18 protein-coding genes are annotated in these 20856 nt (G+C 69.1%); 13 read left to right on the top strand and 5 right to left on the bottom strand.

Annotated features, from left to right (window positions below; all coding sequences use genetic code 11):
- Positions 1–78: 78 nt before the first annotated feature.
- Genes SBI80_RS18315 through SBI80_RS18305 form a run of 3 tightly spaced genes read left to right on the top strand, consistent with a single transcriptional unit; the run spans position 79 to position 2592 of the window.
- A complete protein-coding gene (locus tag SBI80_RS18315) occupies positions 79–1260 on the top strand; it encodes an acetyl-CoA C-acetyltransferase (protein WP_318976212.1) in 1182 nt (393 codons plus the stop codon).
- 53 nt (positions 1261–1313) lie between these two features.
- On the top strand, positions 1314–1685 hold the full coding sequence (locus SBI80_RS18310; protein WP_318976211.1) for a DUF3817 domain-containing protein: 372 nt from the start codon (positions 1314–1316) through the stop codon (positions 1683–1685).
- A 13-nt stretch (positions 1686–1698) separates the two neighbouring features.
- Complete coding sequence (locus tag SBI80_RS18305; RefSeq protein ID WP_318976210.1) at positions 1699–2592, top strand: tetratricopeptide repeat protein; 894 nt, start codon at positions 1699–1701, stop codon at positions 2590–2592.
- 82 nt (positions 2593–2674) lie between these two features.
- Here SBI80_RS18305 and glgB read toward each other — a convergent pair whose 3' ends face one another.
- Positions 2675–4870 carry a 1,4-alpha-glucan branching protein GlgB gene (gene glgB / locus SBI80_RS18300; RefSeq protein ID WP_318976209.1) on the bottom strand — a complete coding sequence of 732 codons (2196 nt, stop codon included), beginning with the start codon at positions 4868–4870 and terminating at the stop codon, positions 2675–2677.
- A gap of 4 nt (positions 4871–4874) precedes the next feature.
- Positions 4875–6965 (bottom strand): alpha-1,4-glucan--maltose-1-phosphate maltosyltransferase, encoded by a 2091-nt coding sequence (locus SBI80_RS18295; protein WP_318976208.1) that lies wholly within the window; start codon positions 6963–6965, stop codon positions 4875–4877.
- 159 nt (positions 6966–7124) lie between these two features.
- Between SBI80_RS18295 and glgP the strand changes: the two genes are divergently transcribed.
- Both glgP and SBI80_RS18285 read left to right on the top strand, forming a co-directional pair.
- A complete protein-coding gene (gene glgP, locus SBI80_RS18290) occupies positions 7125–9740 on the top strand; it encodes an alpha-glucan family phosphorylase (protein ID WP_318976206.1) in 2616 nt (871 codons plus the stop codon).
- A complete protein-coding gene (locus SBI80_RS18285; RefSeq protein WP_318976205.1) occupies positions 9737–10585 on the top strand; it encodes a virginiamycin B lyase family protein in 849 nt (282 codons plus the stop codon). Before glgP ends, SBI80_RS18285 begins: the two co-directional genes overlap by 4 nt.
- Before the next feature lie 21 nt (positions 10586–10606).
- Here SBI80_RS18285 and SBI80_RS18280 read toward each other — a convergent pair whose 3' ends face one another.
- The 3 genes from SBI80_RS18280 to SBI80_RS18270 all read right to left on the bottom strand — a co-directional run bounded on the left by SBI80_RS18280 (position 10607) and on the right by SBI80_RS18270 (position 15468).
- Positions 10607–12040 (bottom strand): neutral zinc metallopeptidase, encoded by a 1434-nt coding sequence (locus SBI80_RS18280; RefSeq protein ID WP_318976204.1) that lies wholly within the window; start codon positions 12038–12040, stop codon positions 10607–10609.
- Positions 12041–12141: 101 nt separating this feature from the next.
- Positions 12142–14034 carry an ATP-dependent DNA helicase gene (locus tag SBI80_RS18275; RefSeq protein WP_318976203.1) on the bottom strand — a complete coding sequence of 631 codons (1893 nt, stop codon included), beginning with the start codon at positions 14032–14034 and terminating at the stop codon, positions 12142–12144.
- An 84-nt stretch (positions 14035–14118) separates the two neighbouring features.
- A complete protein-coding gene (locus SBI80_RS18270) occupies positions 14119–15468 on the bottom strand; it encodes a nicotinate phosphoribosyltransferase (RefSeq protein ID WP_318976202.1) in 1350 nt (449 codons plus the stop codon).
- A gap of 55 nt (positions 15469–15523) precedes the next feature.
- Between SBI80_RS18270 and clpS the strand changes: the two genes are divergently transcribed.
- From clpS to SBI80_RS18230, 8 genes are all read left to right on the top strand, one after another.
- Positions 15524–15826 (top strand): ATP-dependent Clp protease adapter ClpS, encoded by a 303-nt coding sequence (gene clpS / locus SBI80_RS18265; RefSeq protein WP_318976201.1) that lies wholly within the window; start codon positions 15524–15526, stop codon positions 15824–15826.
- A gap of 18 nt (positions 15827–15844) precedes the next feature.
- Positions 15845–16426, top strand: a complete 582-nt coding sequence (gene aosR, locus SBI80_RS18260; protein WP_318976200.1) for an oxidative stress transcriptional regulator AosR — start codon at positions 15845–15847, stop codon at positions 16424–16426.
- Positions 16426–17553 (top strand): P1 family peptidase, encoded by a 1128-nt coding sequence (locus SBI80_RS18255; protein WP_318976199.1) that lies wholly within the window; start codon positions 16426–16428, stop codon positions 17551–17553. Before aosR ends, SBI80_RS18255 begins: the two co-directional genes overlap by 1 nt.
- 1 nt (position 17554) lies before the next feature.
- Positions 17555–17968, top strand: a complete 414-nt coding sequence (locus SBI80_RS18250; protein WP_318976198.1) for a M67 family metallopeptidase — start codon at positions 17555–17557, stop codon at positions 17966–17968.
- Between the two features lie 23 nt (positions 17969–17991).
- Positions 17992–18264 carry a MoaD/ThiS family protein gene (locus SBI80_RS18245; RefSeq protein ID WP_318976197.1) on the top strand — a complete coding sequence of 91 codons (273 nt, stop codon included), beginning with the start codon at positions 17992–17994 and terminating at the stop codon, positions 18262–18264.
- Between the two features lie 14 nt (positions 18265–18278).
- Positions 18279–19256 (top strand): PLP-dependent cysteine synthase family protein, encoded by a 978-nt coding sequence (locus tag SBI80_RS18240; protein WP_318976196.1) that lies wholly within the window; start codon positions 18279–18281, stop codon positions 19254–19256.
- The gene (locus SBI80_RS18235) at positions 19247–19912 is read left to right on the top strand and encodes a rhomboid family intramembrane serine protease (protein WP_318976195.1); all 666 of its coding nucleotides are present in this window, start codon (positions 19247–19249) and stop codon (positions 19910–19912) included. Before SBI80_RS18240 ends, SBI80_RS18235 begins: the two co-directional genes overlap by 10 nt.
- 167 nt (positions 19913–20079) lie before the next feature.
- A complete protein-coding gene (locus SBI80_RS18230) occupies positions 20080–20853 on the top strand; it encodes a cyclic nucleotide-degrading phosphodiesterase (protein ID WP_318976256.1) in 774 nt (257 codons plus the stop codon).
- Positions 20854–20856: the final 3 nt, after the last annotated feature.

Here is a 20856-nt window from a genome sequence, read left to right as displayed (position 1 = left end):
ACGGTAACCTTCACTAGAACGAATGTGTAAGTGTGATTACCCACACATTCCCCGGATCAACGCCTTCGGAGGTAGGACATGACGACATCGGTGATCGTTGCTGGAGCACGTACGCCGGTTGGCAAACTGATGGGGTCGTTGAAGGACTTCTCGGGTAGTGACTTGGGTGGCATCGCCATCGCGGGAGCGCTGCAGAAGGCCGGGGTGGCGGCCTCTGCCGTGGAGTACGTGATCATGGGTCAGGTGCTCACCGCCGGCGCAGGGCAAATGCCGGCGCGTCAGGCGGCGGTCGCCGGCGGCATCGGCTGGGACGTGCCGGCGCTGACGATCAACAAGATGTGTCTGTCGGGGATCGATGCGATCGCGCTGGCCGATCAGCTGATCCGCGCCGGGGAGTTCGAGGTCGTGGTCGCCGGTGGCCAGGAGTCGATGACCAAGGCCCCGCACCTGCTGATGGACAGCCGCGCCGGTTACAAGTACGGCGACGTCAAGGTGCTCGACCACATGGCCTACGACGGTCTGCACGACGTGTTCACCGATCAGCCGATGGGCGCACTGACCGAGCAGCGCAACGACGTCGACCGGTTCAGCCGGGCCGAGCAGGACGAGTTCGCGGCGCGGTCGCATCAGCGCGCGGCCGCGGCGTGGAAGGACGGTGTGTACGCCGACGAGGTCGTGCCGGTGTCGATCCCGCAGCGCAAGGGCGACCCGATCGAATTCACCACCGACGAGGGAATCCGCGCCAACACCACCGCCGAGTCGTTGGCCGGGCTCAAGCCCGCGTTCCGCAAGGACGGCACCATCACCGCCGGTTCTGCGTCGCAGATCTCCGACGGCGCCTGCGCGGTGGTGGTGATGAGCAAGGCCAAGGCGCAGGAGCTCGGGTTGACCTGGCTGTGTGAGATCGGCGCCCACGGCGTGGTCGCCGGCCCGGACTCCACGCTGCAGAGCCAGCCGGCGAATGCGATCAAGAAGGCCGTCGCCAAGGAGGGCATCTCCTTGGAGCAGCTGGACGTGATCGAGATCAACGAGGCGTTCTCGGCGGTCGCGCTGGCCTCGACCAAGGAGCTCGGCATCGACGGGGACAAGGTCAACGTCGACGGTGGTGCCATCGCGATCGGTCACCCGATCGGGATGTCCGGTGCGCGCATCACGCTGCATGCCGCGCTGGAGCTGGCTCGTCGCGGCTCGGGATACGCCGTCGCCGCGCTGTGCGGCGCCGGCGGGCAGGGCGACGCACTCATCCTGCGCCGGCCCTGACGAAGGCCATACTCAACGACGCTGTGTAGTAGCTGGCGGCGCGTTCGGGCACAATGGCGCCCATGGCAAGCACCATCGATGGCAGCAAGGCTGCGGGCTGGTTCAAGATCGTCGCGTTCGCCGAGGCCGTCAGCTGGGTCGGCCTGCTGGTGGGGATGTACTTCAAGTACCTCGCCACTTCCCGCACCGAGGTCGGCGTGAAGATCTTCGGCATGGCGCATGGCCTGGTCTTCATCGCGTTCATCGTCACCGCGGTATTGGTCGGCCTGGCGTTCGCATGGTCGGCGTCGACCTGGTTCTCGGCGTTGCTGGGCAGCATCGTGCCGCTCGGCAGCGTGATCTTCCTCATCTGGGCCGAGCGCACCGGACGTCTCGGTGCGACGGGTGCTCCCGTGGCCACTCCACCGGTCGCCGAAACGACGTGACAAACTTGATGGCGTGACACGTCCACGACCTCCCGTCGGCCCCGCGCTGGCCGGTGCGGTTGACCTCTCGGCGCTCAAGCAGCCACCGCCTTCACGGGAGGGTGCCGCCGGCGGCGCCCCCGTCGGCCTCGACATCACCGAGGCGAACCTCGAAGCCGAGGTGCTCGCCCGGTCCAATCAGGTGCCCGTCGTGGTGCTGCTGTGGACGCCCCGCAGCGACGCCAGCGTGCAGCTCGGCGACGTACTCGCCTCGCTGGCGGCAGCCGATGGCGGCAAGTGGGCGCTGGCGACGGTGAACGTCGACACCGCACCCCGGGTGGCTCAGGTGTTCGGCGTGCAGGCCGTGCCGACGGTCGTGGCCGTCGCCGGCGGCCAGCCGATCTCGAGCTTCGAGGGTGTGCAACCCCCCGATCAGCTGCGCCGATGGGTGGACTCGCTGCTCAACGCGACCGCGGGCAAGCTGGCCGGTGGCCAACCCGCCGAGGGTGAGGAACAGGCCGACCCCGAGCTCGAGCGCGCCCGTTCCCTGTGGGACGAGGGTGACTTCGACGGCGCGCTGGCCGCCTACCAGGCGCTCCTGGATGCCGATCCGAACCATGCCGAGGCCAAGGACGCCCTGCGACAGATCGCATTCCTGCAGCGCGCGACGGCGCACTCGGCGGATGCCATCGCCAACGCGGATGCCGCCCCCAACGACATCGACGCCGCCTTCGCAGCAGCAGACGTCGAGGTGACCCAGGACCTCGCCACCGCGGCGTTCGACCGCCTGACCGCGCTGGTGCGCCGCACCGCCGGCGACGACCGCACCCGGGTGCGGACTCGGCTGATCGAGTTGTTCGAGCTGTTCCCGCAGGACGACCCGCGGGTCATCGCGGGGCGGCGCAACCTCGCCAACGCGCTGTACTAGGCGCTCGCTTCGCCGAGCAGACGCAAGTTACCCTCGATCGACGTGATCGAGGGCACTTCGCGTCTGCTCGCGGGGGAGGGGGTCAGGCGGGCTCGAACCACAGCGCCGCGAGCGGCGGCAGCACCATCTCGGCAGAGGCGGGACGGCCATGCCACGGATCGGCGGTCGCCTCGACCGCGCCGAAGTTGCCGGCGCCCGCACCGTTGTAGATCGTCGCGTCGGTGTTGAGCACCTCACGCCACGTGCCGGTGTGCGGCAGGCCAAGCCGGTACGGGCTGTGCTCGGACCCGGAGAAGTTGTAGACGCACGCCATCATCGAGCCATCGTCGCCGTAGCGCATGAAGCTGAGCACGTTGTTGGCCGAGTCGTTGGCATCGATCCACGAATACCCCTCGTGGCTCGAATCGCGGGACCACAGGGCGCGGCGGGTCCGGTAGATCTCGTTGACGTCGGCGACCATCCGCTTGATGCCGCCGGAGAACGAATTCTCGTCGAGCTGGAACCAGTCGACGCCGCGCTCCTCGGACCATTCGGCGCGCTGGCCGAATTCCTGACCCATGAACAGCAGCTGCTTGCCGGGGTGTGCCCACTGGTAGGCCAGAAGGCTGCGCACCCCCGCCGCCTTCTGGTGGTCGCCGCCGGGCATCCGGCCCCAGAGCGTGCCCTTGCCGTGCACGACCTCGTCGTGGCTGATGGGCAGGACGAAGTTCTCACTGAACGCGTACAACAGGGAGAACGTCAGCTCGTGGTGGTGGTAGCTGCGGTGAATCGGGTCGCGCTGCATGAACGCCAGCGTGTCGTTCATCCAGCCCATGTTCCACTTCATCGAGAAGCCAAGTCCGCCAAGGTTCGTCGGGCGGGTGACACCGGGCCACGACGTCGACTCCTCGGCGATGGTCACGATGCCTGGCGTGGCCTTGTGCACGGTGGCGTTCATCTCCTGAAGGAACTGCACCGCCTCGAGGTTCTCCCGGCCGCCGTGGATGTTGGGCGTCCAGCCGCCCTCGGGCCGTGAGTAGTCCAGGTACAGCATCGACGCCACGGCGTCCACGCGCAGGCCGTCGATGTGGAACTCCTGCAGCCAGTACAGGGCGTTGGCCACCAGGAAGTTGCGAACCTCGGGGCGGCCGAAGTCGAAGACGTACGTGCCCCAGTCGAGTTGCTCGCCACGGCGCGGGTCCGAATGCTCGTAGAGCGGGGTCCCGTCGAACCGCCCCAGAGCCCAGGCGTCCTTCGGGAAGTGGGCGGGCACCCAGTCGACGATGACCCCGATGCCGGCCCGGTGCAGTGCGTCGACGAGATGGCGGAAGTCGTCGGGCGTGCCGAGCCGTGAGGTCGGCGCGTAGTAGGAGGTGACCTGGTAGCCCCAAGAGCCGCCGAACGGATGCTCGGCGACCGGCAGCAGCTCCACGTGGGTGAAGCCCTGCTCGACGACGTAATCGGTGAGCTGGGTGGCCAATTCGCGATAGGTCAACCCGGGGCGCCACGACATGAGGTGCACCTCGAGGGTGCTCATGGGTTCGAACACCGGGTTGCGCAGCGCGCGCTGGGTCATCCAGTCGGTGTCACCCCAGGTGAAGTCGCTCTTGGTGACGCGGGAGGCGCGCTGCGGCGGGACCTCGGCGGCGAAGGCCATCGGGTCGGCACGCTCGGTGGTGACGCCGTCGGCGCCGTGCACCCGGAACTTGTAGAGACCGTCGGCGGGGAAGCCGGGCCAGAACAGTTCCCACACGCCCGTCGAGCCAAGCGTGCGCATCGGCGCGTCGATACCGCTCCAGTGGTTGAAGTCGCCGATCAAGCTGACGCCCTTGGCATTCGGCGCCCACACGGCGAAGGAGACGCCGTCGACGGGGCCGTCGGCCGTGCTGTAGCTGCGCGGGTGCGCACCGAGCACCTCCCACAGCCGCTCGTGGCGGCCCTCGGCGAACAAGTGCAGATCGACCTCCCCGAGGGTGGGCAGGAACCGGTAGGGGTCGGCGACGGTGTGGACGTGACCGTCCGGATAGCTGACTTCGAGGCGGTAGTCGATCAAACCCGTGAACGGGACGGCGACGGCGAATAGGGCGTCCTCGACGTGGCTGAACGCATACCGATCGGTGCCGATCAGCGCCACGACCTCGCGAGCATTCGGGCGAAGGACGCGGATGACGGTGTGGTCGGCGTACTCGTGGGCGCCCAGGATCGCGTGCGGATCGTGGTGGGTGCCGGACAGCAGCCGCGACAGCTCACCCTCGTCCGGTCGTAGGTTGGTGCTGGTGACGTCGTTCGTGCGGGTCATGTGTTCATTCCCTCCGCAGCAGCTCTAGCCGCTTCTCGGTTGGTATTTGCGGCATGTTCAGGATGTGAGCGATCGATCGCGCGGGTTCGAGGCGAACGTAATTGGCTCGGCCCCACTGGTATTCGTCACCGGTGATCTCGTCACGCACCCAGAAGCGGTCGTCGTCGGACATGCCGAGGGCAGCCATGTCGAGCCACAGGGTGCCTTCCTCCGGTCCGAAGGCGTTGAGCGTGACCACCACGAGCACGCAGTCGCCGCTGACCGGATCGAACTTGCTGTACGCCAGCAGGGCGTCGTTGTCGATTGCGTGGAACTCGATGGTGCGCAGCTGGCTCAATGCCGGGTGCAGCTTGCGAATCTCGTTGAGCCGGGTCAGGAACGGCTCCAGGGAGTACCCCGAGGCCAGGGCGGCCTCGAAGTCCCGGGGACGCAGCTCGTACTTCTCCGAGTTCAGATACTCCTCGCTGCCCTCACGGACGGCTTCGTGCTCGAAGAGTTCGTAACCCGAGTAGACGCCCCAGGTCGGACTCATGGTGGCCGCCATCGCGGCACGGATGGCGAACATGCCAGGACCGCCGTGCTGCAGGCTTTCGTGCAGGATGTCGGGGGTGTTGACCCACAGGCTCTGCCGCGCGTAGTCGGCGTGCTCGGCGATCTGCTCGCCGAACTCCACCAGCTCCCACTTGGCGGTTCGCCAGGTGAAGTAGGTGTAGGACTGCGTGTAGCCGAGCTTGGCCAATCCGAACAACCGGGCGGGGCGGGTGAAGGCCTCGGCCAGGAAGAGTACGTCGGGATCGTCGTTCTTGACCTCGCCGATCAGCCAGGCCCAGAAGTTCGGCGGCTTGGTGTGCGGGTTGTCGACCCGAAAGACCTTGACGCCGTGGGAGACCCAGAACCGCACCACGCGCAGCACCTCGGCGTAGATGCCGGCGGGGTCGTTGTCGAAGTTGATCGGATAGATGTCCTGGTACTTCTTCGGCGGGTTCTCCGCATACGCGATCGTGCCGTCGGGCAGGACGGTGAACCACTCGGGGTGCGCCTTGGCCCACGGGTGGTCCGGCGCGCACTGCAGGGCCAAGTCCAACGCCACCTCGAGCCCCTGTCGACGAGCCTCGGAGACGAAGTCGTCGAAGTCCTCGATGGTGCCGAGATCGGGGTGTACGGCGTCGTGACCGCCTTCGTCGCTGCCGATCGCCCAGGGTGATCCCACGTCGGTGGGCGCGGCGGTGACGCTGTTGTTCCGGCCCTTGCGGTGGACCTTGCCGATCGGGTGGATCGGCGGCAGGTACACGATGTCGAAGCCCATGTTGGCGATGCGCGGCAGTGCCTTGCTCGCGGTGGCGAACGTCCCGTGCACCGGCTTTCCGTCGCCATCCCAGCCGCCGGTGGACCGCGGGAACATCTCGTACCAGGAGCTGAAGCGGGCGAGCGGCCGGTCGACCCACACCCCGTGCTGCTCGCCGCGGCTCACCAGCTCGCGCAGCGGATAGTCGTGCAGCAGCTCGGCGACCTCCGGGGCGAGCGCGGCACCGGCGCGGACGAACGGGTCGCCAGGCTCACGCAGCCGCGCCGCCGCCTCGATCAGCGGGTAGCGGTCCTGGCGGGGCACACCGGTGGCCGCTCGCTCGAACAGCTGCGCGCCGACCAGCAGATCGTTGTTCAGCTCCGACTCGCCCTGGCCGGCCTCCAGTTTTGCCGTCACGTTCTTGCGCCAGGTGGCGATCGGGTCGCCCCAGCCGTCGACGCGGAACGTCCATAGACCCACCGCGTCGGGCACGAACTGACCATGGAAGTGGTCCGGTTCCCGACCGGGGGCCATCGGCAGGCGCTGCACCTTGACCCGCTGCGTCCCGCCGATCACCTCTTCGATGGGGACGGCCTCCACGTGCGACGTCGCCAGGGCCGCGGGTGCGGCGGCCAGCTCGGGGTAGGCGGTGCCGTGATAGCGGACCACCAGCGTCGCCGACACGGCGTCGTGGCCCTCGCGCCACACCACGGCCGAGATCGGTAGCACTTCACCGACCACTGCCTTGGCGGGGTATCGGCCGTTGGAAACCACTGGCGCGACGTCATCGATCTCGATACGACCGGCCACCACTGCTCCTTACGCCCACGGCCCGGCCGTGGACTCTCGTCTGCTTGCTTGCCCTGTCGCGAGCTATACCCACCGTAGTGTCCGCCTCAACCCCATGGGCGGGATGCAGTCTTCGCGGTGCTCGTCCGTGACGTCGTCCGGTCAGTAAGGTGACTGCACGTGAAGGCCCTCCGTCGGTTCACCGTCCGTGCCCATCTGCCCGAGCGTCTCGCAGCCCTGGAGAGGCTGTCGATCAACCTGCGGTGGTCGTGGGACACGCCGACGCAAGAGCTCTTCGCCACAATCGATTCCGAACTGTGGGACCAGTTGGGACAGGACCCGGTGGCGCTGCTCGGCGGGGTCAGTCCCAGGCGCCTCGACGAGCTTGCTGGCGATGCCGGATTCCTCGCTCGGCTCGACGAGTTGGCCGACGCGCTCGACGCGTACCTGACCCGGCCGATGTGGTATCAGCAGATGCAGGCCGCGCACGCGGAGGAGGCTGGGGAGACGCCCTGGCCGACCGGCATCGCGTACTTCTCGATGGAGTTCGGCGTCGCCGAGGTGTTGCCGAACTACTCCGGGGGTCTGGGCATCCTGGCCGGCGATCACCTCAAGTCCGCGTCCGATCTGGGGCTGCCCCTGATCGCGGTGGGCCTGTACTACCGCTCGGGGTACTTCCGGCAGTCGCTGACCGCCGACGGCTGGCAGCACGAGGAGTATCCGTCGCTGGATCCGCAGGGCCTACCGCTGCGCCTGCTCACGAATGCGGCGGGAGCACCCGTGCTGGTGAGTCTGGCGATGCCCGATGCCGGCCAGCTGAACGCCAGGGTGTGGATCGCCCAGGTCGGGCGAATTCCGTTGCTGCTCCTGGATTCCGACATTCCGGAGAACGAGCACGAGCTGCGTTCGGTCACCGACCGGCTGTACGGCGGCGATCAGGAGCACCGCATCAGGCAGGAGCTCCTCGCGGGGATCGGTGGCATCCGGGCGATCCGGGCGTTCACCGCGGTGGAGGGGCTGCCCGAGCCGCAGGTCTTCCACATGAACGAGGGCCACGCCGGCTTCCTCGGCGTGGAGCGGATTCGTGAGCTGGTCACCGACGGCGGCCTGGACTTCGACACCGCGCTCACGGTGGTGCGCTCCAGCACGGTGTTCACCACGCACACGCCGGTCCCGGCGGGGATCGACCGGTTCCCGGTGGAGATGGTGCAGCGGTACTTCGGCGGGGGGCCGGGCGGAGGCTCCACGCTGCTGCCGGGTGTCCCGCTGGATCGGATCGTCGGCTTCGGCGCCGAGGACGACCCGACGAAGTTCAACATGGCCCACATGGGACTGCGGCTGGCGCAGCGGGCGAACGGGGTGTCGCTGCTGCACGGGCGTGTCAGCAGGGGCATGTTCAACGAGCTGTGGCCGGGATTCGACGAGGACGAGGTGCCGATCGGGTCGATCACCAACGGCGTGCATGGTCCGACGTGGGCCGCGCCGCAGTGGATCGCACTGGGCCGCGAGCTGCTCGGCAGCGACGACCTCGGCTCGCTGAGCGAACCGGAGACCTGGCAGCGTCTGCAGGAGGTCGATCCCGGCCATCTGTGGTGGATCAGGTCGCAGCTGCGCGAACTGCTCATCGGCGACGTGCGGGCGCGGCTGCGCAGGTCATGCCTGGAGCGGGGGGCTTCGGAAGCCGAATTGGGTTGGATTGCAACCGCCTTCGACCCCGGGGTGCTCACCGTGGGGTTCGCCCGGCGGGTGCCGACTTACAAGCGCTTGACGCTGATGCTGCGTGATCCCGAGCGCCTGGAGCGGCTGCTGCTCGACGACGAGCGGCCGGTGCAGCTGATCGTGGCCGGCAAGTCACACCCCGCCGACGACGGTGGCAAGGCTCTGATCCAGCAGATCGTGCGCTTCGCGGACAGGCCCGAGGTGCGGCACCGCATCGCGTTCCTGCCCGACTACGACATGTCGATGGCGCGGTTCCTCTACTGGGGTTGCGACGTGTGGCTGAACAATCCGCTGCGGCCACTGGAGGCGTGCGGCACGTCCGGCATGAAGAGCGCGCTCAACGGCGGCCTGAACCTGTCGATCCGCGACGGGTGGTGGGACGAGTGGTACGACGGCGAGAACGGCTGGGAGATCCCCACCGCCGACGGCCTGGCCGACGAGGCGCGCCGCGACGACATCGAGGCCGCCGCCCTGTACCACCTGCTCGAGAAGTCGGTCACCACCAAGTTCTACGAGCGCGACGAACACGGCGTGCCGCAGCGCTGGATGGAGATGGTGCGGCACACCTTGCAGGCGCTGGGCCCCAAGGTGCTCGCGTCGCGCATGGTGCGCGACTACACCGAGAGGTATTACGTCCCCGCGGCACGGTCGCTGCGTCGCACGATCGAGGAAGTCGACGGCGTGCCCTTCGGTGCGGCCATCGAATTGGCGGCGTACTGCGAACGTGCGCGCGCCGCCTGGCCGAAGGTCGCAGTCGCCGACGTCGACAGCTATGGGCTGCCCGACACGCCGCTGCTTGGCTCGGAGCTGACGCTGACCGCCACCGTGCACCTGGCGGGCCTGCGACCCGACGAGGTAGTCGTGCAGGCCGTCGTCGGCCGGGTGGACGACGGTGACGTGCTGCTTCACCCCGCCACCGTCCAGATGACCCACACGGGCTCCAGCGACGGCAACGAGATCTTCTCGACCACGACGCCGCTTCCCGTCGCCGGTCGCGTCGGCTACACCGTGCGGGTGCTGCCGCACCACCGGCTGCTCGCTGCCAACGACGAGCTGGGTCTCGTCGCGCTCGCGTGAGCCGCATCTTCGAGGTCCCCGTCGATGGGGGCCCCTATGCGCTGGCCGCCGGCTCCGACGGCGCGATGTGGGTGACGCTGGTGCACCGCGGCGCCATCGCTCGGGTCGCCCCGGACGGCGGTCTCGAGGTCTACCCGGTTGCCGAGGGAGCCCGGCCGTCGATCATCGCCGCCGGGCCGGACGGGGCGCTGTGGTTCACCCGCGCCGGGGACGACCGAATCGGCCGGATCTCCACCCGGGGCGAGCTCAGCGCATTCGAGTTGCGTTCGGGCAGTGCGCCATTCGGCATCACCGCCGGGCCGGACCGCGCGATGTGGTTCACGGCGATGGGGACCGGGGTGGTCGGTCGGATCGGCCTCGACGGCACCGTCACCGAGGAGGCCGCACCCGGCGGGGCGCCGTCGATGATCACCACGGGTCCGGACGGCGCGCTGTGGTTCACGCTGAACCAGGCCAACGCCATCGGCAGGCTGGACCGCGGTGAGGTCACCCTGCGCACCATCCCGACGCCGCGCGCGGGGCCCGTCGGCATCGCGGGCACTCACGACGACGCGGTGTGGTTCACCGCCATCCAGGCCGACAAGGTGGGCCGCATCCCGATGAACGAGGCGATGCAGGAACTGGACCTGCCCGGCAAGCCGCACGCCGTCGTCGCCGATCCCGCGGGTGGGGTGTGGGTGAGCCTGTGGGGTGCCGATCAGATCGCGCGGGTGTCGGCCGATGGAGAGGCCGGGCTCGTCGACCTGCCCGCGGGCAGCGAACCGCACGGGATGGCGATCGGACCCGACGGGGCGCTGTGGGTGGCGCTGGAGGCGGGCTTCGTCATGCGCCTTCCCACCGTCTGACGTGAGCGATTCTGGCGCGGGTCAGTCGAAGCGCTTGAAGCAGCGGTCCTCGTCGCCGAGCACTCCCACCCGGAAGGCGTCGATGCGGGAGAACCCCGACGGCACCGAGTCGCCGTTGACGTCGCTGGCGACCAGGCCGTTGACGAGGATGCCCGAGATCGCCTCGTCGACGTCGCCCGCGGTCAGCGCGATGGTCTCACCGCTGGGGGTGGTGATGTTCTTGGTCATCGCCACCGTCGCGACCCCCGTGAGGCACGCGGTGCGCAGCGCCGCCTTTGCGTCGTCGAGTGTCACGCCGCCGCGCTCGTGCTGCATCGCCTGCATGAAGCGCGACACCACCACCGAGTAGGCGGTGTTGTCGCCCGTCACCACCGAACCGTCGGCTGCCGACTGTGCCCCGAGTTTCTGTAGCGCAGGCAGGTCGGCGGTGATGGTGTTGGTCGCCGGGCAGTACGAGGCGGGAGCACCGGACCGGGCGTCCGGGCAGTCCGACCGGGCGAAGCTGAGCTTCGGTGCGTCTGCGGGGGAGAAGGCGATGTCCATGGCGTCGACGATGGACTGCACCGACTCGTGGGTGACCGGGAGTTCACCGGTCTGATCGTCGGGCAGCAGGACCGGGAGGTCGCCTCGGCGTTGCTCGATCTCCGCGAGGTCGATCGTGGCGCAGGACGCCGCCCCGTCGGTGAAGCCGAACTGGAAGGCCGAGACCCGTTCGAATGCCGAACCGTGTTCGTCCTCGCCGGCCTCGGCGTCGCTCTCGGTCAGCAGGGGGTCGCGGAACGCGATCATCGCCGCCAGCAGATTGTTGAGTCCGTCGCCGGTGCTCAGGGTGAAGCGGGGCGAGTGCCCCTCGGCGACCCAGCGCATGTACACCCCCGCCAGACAGTCGGCCTGTTGCTCCCCGACAAGGGTCGGCGTCCGTTCGCCGACCAGCTTGGCCAGGCGCTGGACTGAGTGCCCGTACTCGTGGGCCAGCACCATGGTCACCGCCATGTCGCCGTTGGCGTCGCGTAGCTGCGGCAGCAGCTGACCGCGATCCCAGCCGATGGTGTTGTCGTCACCGCAGTAACCCGCGTTCACCAGTCCCTGCACGTCATCCCCGCAGAACTCGACGGGGTCGTACTCCGTGGAGTCCCAGGAGACGAGCGCCTGCACGGGGGTGAACTGGCCGTGGAACTCCTCGCCGAAATGGGCGGCCCAGAACTCCTCGATGTCGCTGACCGCACTGGCGGCGAGCACGTCGATCGCGCCGCCGTCGGTGTTCTCGACCGTGCGCGACGGGCGTTCGGCGTCGCTGCGCAGACCGGTGGGACCGTTCACCGCGGGCATGCCGGCCACGCTGAACGGGTTGGCGAATACCGAGACGGGTTTGCCACCCACGGTGGTCGCACACGACGTCACTAACAATGCGGCGACCGCCGCCAGGGCGCCGCCAACGAGGTGCCGTCGGTTCATCGCCGCCGCCCTTTCGCATCCGCCGGCGGCCGGTACGGCACGCACGTGAAGTTGCAGGCCAGGATAGTGAACGCGGTAAACCCCAAACCCAACTTCGGGACTCAGCCGCTGCGCAACCGCTCCAGCGCCTGCCGCACGCGGGCGGGGTCGGTGGTCGCCCAGAACGGCGGCAGCGACGCGCGCAGGAACCCGGCGTAGCGCGCGGTGGCCATGCGGGAGTCCAGCACCGCGACGACGCCCCGGTCGTCCACGCCGCGCAGCAACCGTCCGGCGCCCTGCGCCAGCAGCAGCGCCGCGTGGCTGGCGGCGACCGCCATGAACCCGTTGCCACCGTGGGCCGCGATGGCGCGCTGGCGGGCCGTGATCAGCGGATCGTCGGGACGGGGGAACGGAATCCGGTCGATCAGCACCAGCGACAGCGACGGGCCGGGCACGTCGACGCCCTGCCACAGCGACAGCGTGCCGAACAGCGTCGTCGCGTGGTCGGCGGCGAAGCGGCGGACCAGTGCCGAGGTGGTGTCCTCGCCCTGGCACAGCACCGGAGTGTCCAGGCGGCTGCGCATTGCCTCGGCCGTCGCCTTCGCCGCGCGCATCGAGGAGAACAGGCCAAGCGTGCGACCGCCCGCGGCGGTGATGAGACTCTCGATCTCGTCGAGTTGCTCCGCCGACCCGGTGCCGTCGCGTCCGGGTGGCGGCAGGTGGGCGGCGACGTAGAGGATGCCCGACTTGCCGTGGGCGAAGGGCGATCCGACGTCGATGCCCTTCCAATTGGGTGCCTCCGCGCCGGCCAGGCCCCAGGACCGCGCCATCGCGTCGAACGCTCCGCCGATCGTCAACGTCGCCGAGGTCAGGATCACCGTCGACTGCTCGAAGAGCCTGTTGCGCAACAGCATCGCCACCGACAGCGGCGCAACGCGCAGAATCGCCCGCTTGTTGCCCCTATTCTCCTCGTGGTCGAGCCACACCACGTCGGTGCGGTCGGGGATCGCCGGACCGAACGAGGACAGGATGCGCGTGGCGGTGTCGCTGACGTCGTTGAGCGCGGTCACTGCCTCGGTCCTGGCCGCCGCCGCCTTGGGATCGGCCGGCGCGGTGTCGATGGCCGAGCGGACCCGGTCGGCCGCGTCCCGCACCACGGTCAGATAGGTGGCCATCTCCTCGTCGAGGACGTCCTTGCGGCCCGGCTCGCCGTCGTGGATCGCCGACGACAGCGTGGCCGTCGCGGCCTCGAGGCGTTCGACTAGTTCGGAGTCGACGAGCCGGGCCGAGCGGCGGACCGCGACGCCGAGGGTGGCCGCCGACAGTTCGCCGGTCGCCACGCTGGTCACTCGGTCGACGAGTTCGTGGGCTTCGTCGACCACCAGCAGCTGATGCTCGGGAAGCACGTTGACCTCCGAGATCGCGTCGATCGCCAGCAGGGCGTGATTGGTGACGACCACGTCGGCCGTGCCGGCCTTGCCCCTGGCCTTCTCGGCGAAGCAGTCGGCGCCGTAGGGGCAGCGTGCGGCGCCCATGCACTCCCGTGCGGAGACGCTGACCTGGCTCCAGGACCGGTCGGCGACACCGGGGACGACCTCGTCGCGATCGCCGGTCTCGGTGTCCGACGCCCACTCGACGAGGCGCTTGACGTCGCGCCCCAGCGCGGTGGTCGCCACGGCGTCGAACAGCTCGTCCTGCGGCAGATCCTCGCCCGCTTCGGCTGAACCGTTGTGAACCTTGTTCAGGCACAGGTAGTTTCCGCGGCCCTTCAGCAGGGCGAACTCCGGACGCCGCGACATCTCCTTGGCCAGCGCATCGGAGAGCCGCGGCAGGTCGCGGTCGAACAGCTGGCGCTGCAGGGCGATCGTGGCGGTCGAGATCACCACCGGCTCGGCCCGCTCCATGGCGTGCTTGATCGCGGGCACCAGGTAGGCCAGCGACTTGCCCGTGCCGGTGCCTGCCTGAACGGCGAGGTGCTCACCGCTGGTGAAGGCGTGATCGACCGCCTCGGCCATCTCGATCTGGCCACTGCGCTCGGCGCCGCCGAGTGCGGCGACGGCCTTGTCCAGTAGCTCCCTGACCCCGCCCGTGTCTCCTCCTCAGGCCTGGCGCGTGGCGTCGACCATGCGGGTGGGGATCGCGGCCTCGCCGCGCGAGAGCTTCAAACCGTCCCACGGCAGGCTCTGCAGGCCCGCGGCGACGCGTTCGCGGGCCGGGCCAAGCGACAGGTCGGCGACCACGTCACCGGAGCGCACCAGCGGATGCGTCAGCGCCGTCGCGACCAGCCCGTCGACGTCGGCCGGGGGCTGACCGGCCAGGTGTACGACCTCCTCGACGATGGTGCCCGTCGGCTTGGCCAGCCGGTGGGCCTGCTTGCGGCCACCGTGGGACTCCTTGTGGCTGCTGCGCTTGGCCACGGGAACCCCGTCGACCTCGACGAGCTTGTAGACCATGCTGGCCGTCGGCGCACCCGACCCGGTAACCAGCGAGGTGCCGACCCCGTAGGAGTCGACGGGTTCGGCGCGCAGCGCCGCGATCGCGAACTCGTCGAGATCACTGGTCACCACGATGCCGGTGTTCACCGCGCCGAGCGCGTCGAGCTGGTCGCGCACCTGGCGGGCCAGCACTCCGAGGTCACCGGAGTCGATGCGGACGGCGCCGAGCTCGGGGCCGGCGACGGCGACGGCGTTGGCCACGCCGGTGCTGATGTCGTAGGTGTCGACCAGCAGGGTGGTCCCGACGCCGAGGGCGTCGACCTGAGCCCGGAACGCGGCCTGCTCGTCGGGGCCGTCGGCGGAGGTGTGCAGCAGCGTGAAGGCGTGTGCGCTGGTGCCGAGTGCGGGCACTCCGTAGCGGCGCTGGGCCTCCAGGTTCGACGATCCCGAGAATCCGGCGAGGTAGGCCGCGCGGGCCGCCGCCACGGCGGCCCGCTCGTGGGTGCGCCGCGAGCCCATCTCGATCAGGGGGCGGCCCTCGGCGGCGCTGACCATGCGGGCGGCTGCCGAGGCGATGGCGCAGTCGTGGTTGAGGATGGACAGTGCCAGCGTCTCCAGCAGCACGCACTCGGCGAACGTCCCGTGCACCGACAGCACGGGTGAGCCGGGGAAATACAGCTCACCCTCGCCATATCCATCGACGTCACCGTTGAATTGGTAGTCGGCCAGATACCCCAGCGTGTCGGCGTCGAGGAAGTCCGACAGCAGTTCCAGGTCGGCGTCGTTGAACCTGAACTGGGGCAAGGCTTCCAGGAACCGTCCCGTGCCTGCAACGATGCCGTATCGCCTGCCCTCGGGCAGGCGCCGGGCGAACACCTCGAAGGTGGTCTTCCGATGAGCGGTACCGTCGCGCAGTGCTGCGGCGAGCATCGTCAGTTCGTACTTGTCGGTGAGCAGGGCCGTCGCTGCACACTCCTCGCGATACTCCTCGCGCACGCGCTCGTCGGAACTCACAGGGGCAACCGTAGCGGTTCGGACGGTCGGGGTTCGCCCGTCTATTCTTGGCGGCATGGTTACACCGGCGCGGACACAACCGGGGACCCGCGAGGAACGAGACGCCGAGGTGGTCGATGCCACCGACAGTCCGTGGGTGACGCTGGTGTGGGACGATCCGGTGAACCTGATGTCGTATGTGACCTACGTGTTCCAGAAGCTGTTCGGGTACAGCGAGCCGCACGCCACCAAGCTCATGCTGCAGGTGCACGAGGAGGGCAAGGCCGTGGTGTCCGCCGGAAGCCGGGAGTCCATGGAGATCGACGTCACCAAGCTGCATGCGGCTGGCCTGTGGGCCACCATGCAGCAGGACCGCTGAGCCTCGGGAGTACATGGCGTGCGCAAGTGGAAGCGTATGGAAACCGCTGAGGGTACGCGCTTTCGGTCCGCCCTGGCGGCGCACGAGGCAACGTTGCTGCAGAGCCTGGTCAACTCGCTGATGGACATGCTGGTCGATCGCGAGAACTCTTCTCCCACAGACGAACTCGAGGAACTGACCGGTATGCGCACCGGCCACTCGCAGCCGCCCGAGGATGACACCATGCTGCGGCTGCTGCCCGACTTCTTCCGGCCGCAGCACGACCACCCGGCCGGGTCGGGAGCAGCCGACAGCCTCAACAGCGCGCTGCGCAGTTTGCACGAGCCGGCCATCATCGAGGCCAAACGTCATGCGGGACAACGGTTGCTGGACACGCTGCCGGCCGGTGGCGGCCGGTTCGAGATCAGCGAGGACGACGCGCACAGCTGGGCCGCATGCGTCAACGACATTCGGCTGGCACTCGGCACGATGCTCGAGATCGGCCCCGACGGTCCCGACCACCTGCCCGCCGAGCATCCGATGGCCGGCCACCTCGACGTGTACCAGTGGCTCACGGTGCTGCAGGAATACCTGGTCCTCGGGCTGATGGGCAAGCGGTGATGGACGATTCCGGCGCGCAAACCGTCTCGGGGCGAACGGAATCGCGCCGACATCGCCGGGGGTCGATCACCGATGTCTCCGGCGTCCGCGTCGGCAACCACCACCGTCTCGATCCCGATGCCACCCTGGGTGCGGGCTGGGCCTGCGGCACCACCGTCGTGCTGTTGCCGCCCGGCACGACCGGCGCCGTCGACGTTCGAGGGGGCGCGCCCGGCACCAGGGAGACCGACCTGCTCGATCCGGCCAACAGCGTGCGCTTCGTCGATGCCGTCGTCCTGACCGGCGGTAGCGCCTACGGCCTCGCCGCCGCCGACGGCGTCATGCAGTGGCTCGAACAGCACGACCGCGGCGTGGCGATGGACGGCGGGCTGGTACCGATCGTTCCCGCCGCCGTCATCTTCGACCTGCCCGTCGGCGGTTGGCAGTGCCGCCCCACCTCCGAGTTCGGGTTCGCCGCGGCGAACGCGGCCGGTGTCGACGTGCCGACCGGCACCGTCGGCGCGGGTGTCGGGGCCAGGGCCGGCGTCCTCAAGGGCGGCCTCGGCACCGCATCGACGACCCTCGACGACATCGGGGTCACAGTCGGTGCCATCGTTGCGGTCAACGCGGCGGGCAACGTCGTCGACCCCGCGACCGGGCTGCCGTGGATGGCGGACCTGATCGCCGAGTTCGGATTGACCCCGCCGCCGGCCGAGCAGGTCGCGGCGCTGTCGGCGCGCGACGCCGAGCTGTCGCCACTGAACACCACGATCGCCGTCGTCGTGACCGACGCCGCGCTTGGCAAGGCGGCCTGCAAGCGCGTCGCGGTGGCCGCGCAGGACGGATTCGCGCGCACCATCCGACCCGCGCACACTCCGCTCGACGGCGACACCGTGTTCGCGCTGTCGACCGGTGCGGTGGAGATCGCCCCCGCCTCCGACACCCCCGCGGCGATGTCGCCGGAGACCAGGCTGGCGACGCTGGTCGGCGCCGCGGCGGCCGACTGTCTGGCCAATGCCGTCATGGTCGGCGTGCTCGCCGCCGAGGCAGTTGCCGGAATACCGACCTACCGTGACGTGTTGCCGGGAGCGTTCGCCAACCACGGGGTGAGCGAAGCGACGGGGAAGAAGCAGAAGGGACCCGCCTGACGTGCTGACCATCCGTCGAGACCTGGTCGAGGCGATGGTGGGCCATGCCCGCGCCGACCATCCCGACGAGGCGTGCGGCGTGCTCGCCGGGCCCGAGGGTTCCGACCGGCCCGAGCGGTTCATCCAGATGGTCAACGCCGAGCGCTCGCCGACGTTCTATCGCTTCGATTCCGGGGAACAGCTCAAGGTGTGGCGGGCGATGGACGACGCCGACGAGGCGCCGATCGTCGTCTACCACTCGCACACCGCCACCGAGGCGTACCCCAGCCGGACCGACGTCAGCTTCGCCTCCGAGCCGGACGCCCACTACGTGCTCGTCTCGACCCGTGATCCCGAGCAGCACGAGCTACGGAGCTACCGCATCGTCGACGGCGTGGTCACCGAAGAGCCCGTCACCATCGTCGACCAGTACTAATCCCGATCAGAGGAGAGCTTCACATGTCCGTCCAGGTCTCCATCCCCACCATCCTGCGCACCCACACCGGCGGCGAGAAGCGGGTCAGCGCCAACGGCAGCACGCTCAAGGCCGTGATCGACGACCTCGAGTCGAACTACTCGGGCATCACCGAGCGCATCGTCGACGGCGAGAAGCTGCACCGCTTCGTCAACGTCTACGTCAACGACGAGGACGTGCGCTTCTCCGGCGGGCTGGCCACCGAGATCGCCGACGGTGACTCGGTGACGATCCTGCCCGCCGTCGCCGGCGGATGAGCGGGAGGCCGACGATGCGCTACGACTCGCTGCTCGACGCGCTCGGCAAGACGCCCTTGGTGGGCTTGCCGAAGCTCTCACCGCAGTGGGACGACCCGGCGACCGAGGCCGACCCGCCGCACGTCCGGCTGTGGGCCAAGCTCGAGGACCGCAACCCGACGGGATCCATCAAGGACCGCCCGGCGCTGCGGATGATCGAGCAGGCCGAGCGGGACGGGCTGCTGCGTCCCGGCGCGACGATCATGGAGCCGACGAGCGGCAACACCGGCATCTCGATGGCCATGGCCGCGCTGATCAAGGGCTACCAGATGATCTGCGTGATGCCGGAGAACACGTCGATCGAACGACGCCAGCTGCTGGAGCTCTACGGGGCGAAGATCATCTTCTCGCCTGCCGAGGGCGGATCGAACACCGCCGTCGCCCTGGCCAAGCAGCTGGCCGACGAGCATCCCGACTGGGTGATGCTCTACCAGTACGGCAACCCCGCCAACGCTGCCGCGCACTACGAGGGCACCGGACCGGAGATCCTCGCCGACCTGCCGGAGATCACCCACTTCGTCGCGGGGCTGGGCACCACGGGCACGCTGATGGGCACCGGACGCTATCTGCGCGAGCAGGTGACCGACGTCCAGATCGTCGCCGCCGAGCCCCGCTACGGCGAGGGCGTCTACGCGCTGCGCAACATCGACGAGGGCTTCATCCCCGAGCTGTACGACCCCGAGGTGCTGACGACGCGCTTCTCCGTGGGTTCGTTCGACGCCGTCCGGCGCACCAGGGAACTGGTTCAGGTGGAGGGGATCTTCGCTGGCATCTCCACCGGGGCGATCCTGCACGCGGCGCTCGGGATGGCCGCCAAGGCGCGCAAGGCCGGTGAGCGCGCCGACATCGCGTTCGTGGTGTGCGACGCGGGCTGGAAGTATCTGTCGACCGGCGCGTACGCCGGTAGCCTCGATGACGCAGAGGATGCGTTGGAAGGGCAGCTATGGGCGTGAGTGGTCCGGGGTATCCCCCGACGTCCGCGGGCCGCAAGCGCCCGTCCTGGATGGTCGGCGGCATCACCGTCGTCACGTTCGTCGCGCTTCTGTACGTCGTCGAGGCCGTCGACCAGGTGACGGGGGACCGGCTCGAGCAGGATGGCATCCGCCCGCTGGAGGTCGACGGCCTGTGGGGCATCCTGTGGGCGCCGCTGCTGCACGCCAACTGGGCGCATCTGGCAGCCAACACCGTGCCCGCCCTGGTGCTGGGCTTCCTCGTCTCGCTGGCCGGCATGGCCCGCTTCGTCTACGCCACCGCCATCGTCTGGATCCTCGGTGGCTTCGGCACCTGGCTCATCGGCAACCTGGGCGCGCCCTACGGTGTCGAGACCAACCACATCGGAGCGTCCGGCCTGATCTTCGGCTGGCTGACGTTCCTGATCGTCTTCGGGTTCTTCACCCGTCACGCATGGCAGATCGTGGTGGGCGTCTTGGTGTTCCTGATCTACGGCGGCGTGCTGTGGGGCGCCCTACCCGGTACCTACGGGGTGTCGTGGCAGGGTCATCTGTGCGGCGGGGTCGCCGGCGTCGTCGCCGCCTACGTCCTGTCCGGGCCCGAACGCACGGCGCGTGCCAAGCGCACGCCCGGTGCGGCGTCGCGGCTCTCGGCCTGAGTCCGACTCTTTGCTGATGTGAGGCGTTGGCCACAATCGAAGGGCGATTGAGTGCCGCGGCGCCACGGTGGCACGCCTGGTCGGGGCTCACCCTCGGGTCCGATCATGAGACTCCGCGCCAAATGCGGTGATGTTTTCGTCGTGCGGTGATCGGGCATGGCAAGCTGGTGAGCGTGCGAATCACCGTACTGGGCTGTTCCGGTAGCGTCACCGGGCCAGATTCGCCTGCTTCCGGTTATCTGATCACGGCACCGGATACGCCGCCGCTGGCCGTCGACTTCGGTGGCGGTGTCCTCGGTGCGCTGCAGCGGTACGCCGACCCCGGCACGGTGAACGTTCTGCTGTCGCATCTGCACGCCGATCATTGCCTGGATCTGCCCGGGTTGTTCGTGTGGCGTCGCTACCATCCGTCGCCGCCCGAGGGGCGCGCCCTGATGTTCGGTCCCAGGGACACCTGGGCGCGGCTCGGTGCGGCGTCCTCGCCGGAGGGCGGGGAGATCGACGACTTCTCCGACATCTTCGACATCGAGCAGTGGGTGGATGGGCAGGCCGTGCAGATCGGCTCGCTGACGGTGCTGCCGAGGCTGGTGTGCCACCCCACGGAGTCCTACGGCATGCGCTTCACCGATCCGTCGGGGGCGACCTTGGTCTACAGCGGTGACACCGGGTACTGCGATCAGCTGATCGAGTTGGCCTCCGGTGCCGACGTGTTCCTCTGCGAGGCGTCTTGGACCCATGCGCCGGACCGGCCGCCCCGGCTGCACCTGTCGGGAACCGAGGCCGGCCGCGCGGCCGCCAGGGCCGGGGTGCGTGAACTGCTCCTGACCCACATTCCGCCGTGGACGTCGCGCGAGGACGTCATCAGCGAGGCCAAGGCGGAATTCGACGGACCGGTGCACGCCGTCGTGTGCAACGAGAGCTTCGAGGTCACGGCCCACTGAGCC

Source organism: Mycolicibacterium sichuanense (assembly GCF_033741125.1).
Lineage (GTDB): Bacteria > Actinomycetota > Actinomycetes > Mycobacteriales > Mycobacteriaceae > Mycobacterium.
This window is presented reverse-complemented; position numbering and strand designations above follow the sequence as displayed.

Bases quoted from the DNA above. Each gene is read 5' to 3' on its own strand.
- SBI80_RS18315 (WP_318976212.1), top strand. From the start codon at position 79: ATGACGACATCGGTGATCGTTGCTGGAGCACGTACGCCGGTTGGCAAA.
- SBI80_RS18310 (WP_318976211.1), top strand. From the start codon at position 1,314: ATGGCGCCCATGGCAAGCACCATCGATGGCAGCAAGGCTGCGGGCTGG.
- glgB (WP_318976209.1), bottom strand. From the start codon at position 4,870: ATGACCCGCACGAACGACGTCACCAGCACCAACCTACGACCGGACGAG.
- SBI80_RS18280 (WP_318976204.1), bottom strand. From the start codon at position 12,040: ATGAACCGACGGCACCTCGTTGGCGGCGCCCTGGCGGCGGTCGCCGCA.
- SBI80_RS18275 (WP_318976203.1), bottom strand. From the start codon at position 14,034: ATGGCCGAGGCGGTCGATCACGCCTTCACCAGCGGTGAGCACCTCGCC.
- clpS (WP_318976201.1), top strand. From the start codon at position 15,524: ATGGTTACACCGGCGCGGACACAACCGGGGACCCGCGAGGAACGAGAC.
- SBI80_RS18255 (WP_318976199.1), top strand. From the start codon at position 16,426: ATGGACGATTCCGGCGCGCAAACCGTCTCGGGGCGAACGGAATCGCGC.
- SBI80_RS18245 (WP_318976197.1), top strand. From the start codon at position 17,992: ATGTCCGTCCAGGTCTCCATCCCCACCATCCTGCGCACCCACACCGGC.
- SBI80_RS18240 (WP_318976196.1), top strand. From the start codon at position 18,279: ATGCGCTACGACTCGCTGCTCGACGCGCTCGGCAAGACGCCCTTGGTG.
- SBI80_RS18235 (WP_318976195.1), top strand. From the start codon at position 19,247: ATGGGCGTGAGTGGTCCGGGGTATCCCCCGACGTCCGCGGGCCGCAAG.